The organism is Endozoicomonas sp. ONNA2 (genome assembly GCF_024606365.1).
Classification (GTDB): Bacteria; Pseudomonadota; Gammaproteobacteria; order Pseudomonadales; family Endozoicomonadaceae; genus Endozoicomonas.
Genome location: NZ_JAHHPO010001121.1, coordinates 1 through 6,915 on the forward strand (window position 1 = coordinate 1; position 6,915 = coordinate 6,915).

Consider the following 6,915-nt stretch of genomic DNA (forward strand, 5'->3'; position numbering starts at 1 on the left):
TTATAAAAATCATTAAAATCAACCATAATTATGTTAATTAGAAATTAAGGTGATAAAAAATTACTCACTATTTAAGAGATCAAAAACTGCAAGGGAGAAGTTGCCATGAAGATTAGATCAAATATCGAGCAAGCTTTATTTGCCAAGGGCCAACCAAAAAATCGAACAAATATAAAAGGTGATTTTAACAAACATAAAGTCACTGGTTCTGCAGAGAATACTCATATGCCTGCCAGCTCAGAGATCACTAAATCCGGCGGTGATTCCCGAATGCCTTTGAGTATGCAAAAAATAGCAGTGGCTGATCAAAAACCCGCGGGCCCTCCTGCTGCGCCCCCACCACCGCCGGTAAAGATACAATCAGACACTTGGGCGCAAATCAAACAGAATATCAGTACTAATCAAGATAAGGCGAAGAAAAATAACAAAAAAATTAGTGACCATATGAATGAGCTGTTCAAAAAACTGAAAAAACGCAGGGAAGTAACAATAAAAACGGAAGATGTCCGGATCACCGAGCCACGGGTACAGGAACCTCAGCCAGCAGAACCGGTAGCTCCAATGAAAATTGAAACTGTTGTTGTCGCTCCGGGCATGATTCCTCCACCACCGCCTCTTCCTGCTGTTTTATCGGGTAAGAAGGTAATAAACAATGCCGGGAAACCGGCAATAAAACCAAAACCAGTGTTGACAAAATCTAAGTTAACACCACCACAATTTCAGATGACTACGGATATGTTTAAATCTGTAAAATTGAAAAAAACTGGAAAATGTTTGGTAGAATCTTGAAAATTCAGGCGGGGGCAACCAGAAGCCTGATAGTAAGAACCTGATAACAAAAAGGCGAAGCCATGGCTTCGCCTTTTTGCCGTTTAACCCACTATGTTCAGACGGCCATTTCCAACAGCAGTTTATTTAGACGCTTGACATAAGCCGCCGGATCGTCCAATTGACCACCCGCCGCCAGACTGGCCTGATCAAAGATCACATGAGCCAAATCCGCAAAGCGATCTTCGTCCACTTCGTTGTCCAATCGACCAATCAATGGGTGGTCCGGGTTAATCTCAAAAATCGGTTTGGATTCAGGCATACTCTGGCCGGCCGCTTCCATAATGCGGCGCATCTGCATGCCCATATCGTTCTGCCCAACCACCAGACAGGCCGGGGAGTCGGTCAGGCGATGAGTCACCCGGACTGCCTCAACATCAGCACCCAGCACATCCTTGATACGCTTGACCAGATCCTCATTCTCTTTAGCCGCCGCTTCCCGGGCCTGCACCTCTTCTTCAGAGTCCAGCTTACCGAGGTCGAGATCACCACGGCCAATATCCACGAATGATTTGCCATCAAACTCGAACAGGTGCGACATCAGCCACTCATCCACCCGGTCAGAAAGCAGCAGGACCTCCAACCCTTTCTTGCGGAACACCTCCAGATGGGGGCTGTTGGCCGCCGCTTTGGCGGTCTCTGCGGTGATGTAGTAGATCTTGTCCTGATCTTCCTTCATTCGGGAGACATAGCCTTCCAGGGATTGATCCTGTGCAACCCCCTGGCTCTCGGTGGTTGAGAAACGCAACAGTTTGGCAATACGCTCACGGTTGGCATAGTCTTCTGCCGACCCCTCTTTCATCACCTGGCCAAACGCCTGCCAGAAGCTGGCATACTGTTCAGGCTCTTTCTTCGCCAGTTTCTCCAGCATATCCAGCACGCGCTTGGTCAGTGCGGTTTTCATGTTGTCTACGGCCGGATCTTTTTGCAGTATTTCCCGGGAAACGTTCAGTGACAGATCGTTGGAATCAACCACGCCCTTGATAAAACGCAGATACATGGGCAGGAACTCATCGGCCTGATCCATGATAAAGACCCGCTGGACATAAAGTTTCAACCCTTTTTGCATATCGCGGTTATACAGGTCAAACGGTGCCCTTGAGGGAATATAAAGCAAGCTGATGTATTCCAGTTTGCCTTCTACCCGGTTATGGCTCCACTTCAGCGGGTCGCTATGGTCATGGCTGATGTGCTTGTAAAACTCTTTATACTCTTCATCCGTGATGTCGCTGCGGGAGCGGGTCCAAAGGGCTTTCGCCGTATTCACCGTTTCCCACTCAGGCTCCTTGTCTTTCGCTTCTTTTTCTTCCTCTTCCTCCCCTGCGGCTGGCATCTCTTCCTTGCGCATCAGGATGGGTATAGAGATATGGTCGGAGTATTTGCGAATGATATTGCGCAGGCGCCAGCCATCGGCAAACTCTTCCGCCTCAGGCTTCAGGTGCAGAATAATGGTGGTGCCCCGCTTGTCCTTCTCTATGGCCTCAACAGTAAACTCGCCGGAGCCATCGGACACCCAGCGCACCGCCTCTTCTGTGTCTACCTTGCGGGTTTCAACGGTCACCTTGTCAGCCACAATAAATGCAGAATAGAAACCGACACCAAACTGACCGATCAGCTGGGAATCTTTCTTCTGGTCACCGGTCAGGGTTTTCAGGAAATCCGCCGTACCGGATTTGGCAATGGTCCCCAGGTGGGCGATCACATCCTCACGGTCCATGCCAATGCCGTTATCAGTGACCGTGACGGTTTTGGCTTCCTTGTCAAAATCCACCCGAATGGCAAGATTGGGGTCATTTTTCAGCAACCCGGTGTCCTGGAGTGTCTGGTAACGGAGTTTGTCTACGGCATCGGAAGCATTGGAAATCAGCTCCCGTAAAAAAATTTCACGATTGGAATAAAGCGAGTGGATCATCAGGTGGAGAAGCTGCTTCACCTCAGTCTGAAAACCCAGTGTCTCTATGTTCGTTTCGGCTGTCATTGGAACCTCAATCCAGGTTAATCATCACATTGAGTATTTTGGTAAACAGGAGATATGGGCAGTGGTGAAGATTTCAACCCTCTTTGGGTCTTTGGCTATTAAATTTCATTTTATCATCAGTGGCTGTTTTCAACATGGGGGCAATTGATGCAAAAGAAATTGGCTCATCCTGACTTTGCGTGGTTGATTCAGTATATTCAACCACTCAGAGCAAGGATGCCCGGGCTTAAAAAACCGTGGTCAGCTCGTGGAGTCAACTGGATTTGCGTGATCCAAATACTCATCGACCCGGGTATTGCTCAGAAGTTGAATGATATTTTCGTAATCTTCAAACTTGAAATAAGCTGAACTGTCATTCGTGAGTAATGAATACATAAATGTCCCTCTGCAAAGCATTCGTGCAACTTGAAGAGGGGCATGTCCTGCACTGTTGCAGGCATTGACGTCAGCATTAGCTGCAATCAGCTGTTTAACAATCTCTGGCTCACAACTTTGAACCGCAAAGTGAAGGGGGGTCCCCCCGATTAGGCGATTTCTCTTATATTTTTCAACCGCGTCGCGGAGGGATATCTGCTCACCCCCGTTTGAGATGCTGGCATCAACATTAGCCTTTGCGTCAATCAACTGCTGTGCAATAAATGCCTTACCTCTTCGAGCCGCAAGATGAAGGGCGGTCCACCCGTTTCTCGTAGTGGCATTGACATCAGCATTTGCGGCAATCAGCACTGCAATGCTTTCAGGCTGGCCTTTGTCGACTGCACGGTAAAGCGGAGTCTCATCATTATTTCCGTTACGGGCGTTAACGTCAGCGCCTCTGGCAATCATGGCCTTGATGTTATCTGGCTGACCCCATTCGACCGACCGGTAAAAGGCAAGCTGACTGGACTCCAGACATTGAAGTTTATCTATATCAGCGTCCTGAGTATTGGCCCACACTTTATCGAATAGAGTCCAGTCTTTGATGTCAATCAATGCACCAAGCAGATCTGCACGCATCCCCTTGCAAGGAGTCACAGTATCACAAGTTGCATGGGCTAAATTTTCAACCATGGATTTCGTCAGTTTCTTTTTATATTTTGCCCAGCTGAGCAGTGATCTGCTATAACCAATGAGCTGTTCGGTGTCGGCGCCTGCAGTTAGCAGAGCGTTAACAGCCTGCTCCTGCCCGGCTTCGATAGCACTGTACAGGGGAGTTATCCCATAGGTGGATCTCGAACTGGGCTTCCCAATAGCCATAAATGCCTCGTCCACGAGCCTTGCAATGGGCGTTTCCCTTAGTATCACTTGGCAATTGATATTAGCCTTAAATTCGAGCAAGCATTCGATGGCATCCAGTTGCCCGTGTTGCGCCGCAAAATGGAGGGGAGTCATACCGTTTGTCAGGGCGTTGACCTTGGCACCATGGCATACAAGAAACTCTATAGTCGCTGCATCACCTTTGCTGGCAGCGCAATGGAGGGGGGTCTCATTATTACCGTTACGGGCGTTAACATCAGCGCCTCTGTCAATCATGGCCTTGATATTATCGGGCTGACCGCATTCAACCGACCGGAAAAAGGCAAGCTGACTGGACCCCGGGCATTGAAGTTTATCTATATCAGCATCCGGAGTATTGGCCCACACTTTATCGAATAATTTCCAGTCATTGATCTCAGTCAATGCACCAAGCAGATCGGCCCGCATCCCTTTGCAAGGGGTCACAGTATCACAAGTTGCATGGGCTAAAATTTTCACCAGGGATTGCGTCAGTTTCCCTTCATCTTTTGCCCAGCTGAGCAGTGATTTGCCCTCACCAATGAGTACTTTGGTATCAGCACCCTCAGTGAGCAGAGCCTTAACAGCCTCATCCTGCCCGGCTTTGATGGCACTGTGCAGGGGAGTCATACCTTTTGCCAGGGCATTAACGCTGACATCATGGCTGAAAAAACGATCTACCGCCCTGAAGGCACTGTACAGGGGATTCATACCGCTTGTCAGGCCGCTGGCTCCATGGCTGACAAGACACTTTATAGTCGCTGCGTCACCTTGGATGGCAGCGCAATGGAGGGGGGTTAGTCCGTCTTTGGTGCTGCCATTCACATTTGCCCCGTGGGCAAGCAGGTTACTGACAGCATCAGCCTGACCTTTGGCTGCTGCCACATGGAGCGGCATCTTTTCTGGCGATAAACAATGGGTAATGCTACGACTGCAGCTTGGACAAGCTTTATCTTTTTCGGCTTTCAGATATTGATCAATACACGTCTTGTGAAAGATATGGGTACAGGGAACCGCTACAACAGAGCGTTGATTACCCAGATGGCCAGGGCAGAGCTTGCATTTATCAATGTCCGGATTTTCTGATTCAGAGACTCCAAAAGCAGGTGCAATCGCGCTATGCTGAGGGGTATTTGATATTATGTTATACAAAACTTTAGCTCCTGTTACATAAGTATAAGTTGATCGATCGTACTGAAAATTACTGGACACTCGGCAACTTTTATTGAGTTGGGAATTGTCCCTGAATAACTTCATCATTTTATTCAGTCCGGGAATGTCACCGCCCGCTGCCCGCAAAAGCACAAGAGGTTCGGGCTTTTCGGGAAGCGGGCAGCGTCTGTGGAAATGTGGAATTCATTTCAGTACAATCGCTTAGTCAATCCAATGACGTAAAAGTTCCCCTTTTTATATTTCTTGTATTTTCTTTTTATAATTTCTTGGTCTTACGTACTTATATTTTAAAGGACTAAAGTTTCGCTTTCGGGTTTCGCCACAGCCTCCGCTTGAGTGGCGAGGGTCAGCAGCGCCACCTCCTGACAACACCAAAGGAAGGCGGTAAATAACATTAACTGCCATTGGTTCAATGGCGATTGTTGGAGAGTCAATGACGGAATTGCAGTATTTATGGGGCTGGGGCGTTTACCTGACAGGAGCCATGGGCTGCCTGCTAAGCCTGTGGTTTATTGTTCGTAAATGGCATCCCCGGGTAAAGCGGCCTCTGATGTTGGTGTTTGCTGTCGTGTTTTTCCTGCCAGGTTCCGTTAATCCTGAACTGAGCTTTTTTAGCACGCCTGGCCCCGCACTCTTTATTAGTCTTTATGATGGCCTGAGCCAGGGAGCCCAAGCCATGTGGCGAACGGGTCAGAGTGTCGCAATTATCGCCAGTATTGCAGCGATTGCAGGTCTGTTATTACCTGTCGGCAAGGGAAAAACCGAATCTCGTGACCAACAGAAACCCCCGACCAGCACAAGTAGCCACCCTGAACGTCAACGTAAAGAACCCACCTGCCACTGAACAGCGATTTCTAAACCAATGTGTGAACTACTGGGAATGAGTGCCAACACGCCTACGGACATTATATTCAGCTTCCGTGGCCTGATGCAGCGGGGTGGCAACACCGGACCCCACAGTGATGGCTGGGGAATCGCGTTCTATGAAGGCAAGGGGTTACGGGAGTTCCGTGACCCAAACCCGGGCTGTGAATCTGAAATTGCTAACCTGGTCTGCCGCCACCCGATCAAAAGCACTATTGTGGTCAGTCATATTCGCCAGGCAAACGCCGGCAGGGTAGCACTGGAAAACACCCACCCATTCACCCGCGAACTCTGGGGCAAATACTGGACCTTCGCGCACAACGGCCAATTAAAGGGCATCAAAAAATTCCCCCTGAGCCACTATTTCCCAGTGGGGACCACGGACAGCGAATACGCGTTTTGCTGGCTCATGGACCAGGTGCGTGAGCGATTCTCCAAGCCACCCAAAAGAGTGAGTACGCTGCAACGCTTTATCCGCCAGCTCTCGGACCAACTGCGTGAACTGGGCGTATTTAATATGTTGCTGACAGACTCCCGTTATCTCTATTGTTACTGCTCTACGCAGTTGCATTGGATCACTCGTCGAGCGCCTTTTGATCAGGCCAGTCTCAAAGATGCCGACATCACAGTGGATTTTGCCAGGGAAACCACAGAAAACGACATTGTTACTGTAGTAGCCACGGACCCATTAACCATTGATGAGACCTGGCATCCTGTTCAGCCCGGCGAGATGGTGATTGTTGATAATGGCGAACTTGCCTGACATAAGTAGTTGGCCAAATGGAATCGTATATTTCTGGCTAAGTGGACAGTTACTA

Annotated in this window: 5 protein-coding genes; 3 read left to right on the forward strand and 2 right to left on the reverse strand. The window is 48.9% G+C overall.

Annotated elements, in window-relative coordinates:
- Positions 1–105: 105 nt before the first annotated feature.
- Positions 106–789: a hypothetical protein gene (locus tag KDK14_RS19850; RefSeq protein ID WP_257266956.1), complete on the forward strand. Its 684-nt coding sequence runs from the start codon at positions 106–108 to the stop codon at positions 787–789.
- Positions 790–886: 97 nt separating this feature from the next.
- Here the strand turns inward: KDK14_RS19850 and htpG are convergent, their stop codons facing one another.
- Both htpG and KDK14_RS19860 read right to left on the reverse strand, forming a co-directional pair.
- Positions 887–2,806, reverse strand: coding sequence for a molecular chaperone HtpG (gene htpG, locus KDK14_RS19855; RefSeq protein WP_257266957.1), 1,920 nt, complete (start codon positions 2,804–2,806; stop codon positions 887–889).
- A 240-nt stretch (positions 2,807–3,046) separates the two neighbouring features.
- Positions 3,047–5,212, reverse strand: a complete 2,166-nt coding sequence (locus tag KDK14_RS19860) for an ankyrin repeat domain-containing protein (RefSeq protein WP_257266958.1) — start codon at positions 5,210–5,212, stop codon at positions 3,047–3,049.
- Between the two features lie 454 nt (positions 5,213–5,666).
- Here KDK14_RS19860 and KDK14_RS19865 point away from each other — a divergent pair, with 454 nt between their 5' ends.
- Positions 5,667–6,077, forward strand: a complete 411-nt coding sequence (locus KDK14_RS19865) for a hypothetical protein (protein ID WP_257266959.1) — start codon at positions 5,667–5,669, stop codon at positions 6,075–6,077.
- Between the two features lie 18 nt (positions 6,078–6,095).
- Positions 6,096–6,860 (forward strand): class II glutamine amidotransferase, encoded by a 765-nt coding sequence (locus KDK14_RS19870; protein WP_257266960.1) that lies wholly within the window; start codon positions 6,096–6,098, stop codon positions 6,858–6,860.
- Positions 6,861–6,915 lie beyond the last annotated feature (55 nt).

Coding starts and splice junctions, on each gene's coding strand:
- KDK14_RS19870 (WP_257266960.1), top strand. CDS start 6,096: ATGTGTGAACTACTGGGAATGAGTGCCAACACGCCTACGGACATTATA.
- KDK14_RS19850 (WP_257266956.1), top strand. CDS start 106: ATGAAGATTAGATCAAATATCGAGCAAGCTTTATTTGCCAAGGGCCAA.
- KDK14_RS19865 (WP_257266959.1), top strand. CDS start 5,667: ATGACGGAATTGCAGTATTTATGGGGCTGGGGCGTTTACCTGACAGGA.
- htpG (WP_257266957.1), bottom strand. CDS start 2,806: ATGACAGCCGAAACGAACATAGAGACACTGGGTTTTCAGACTGAGGTG.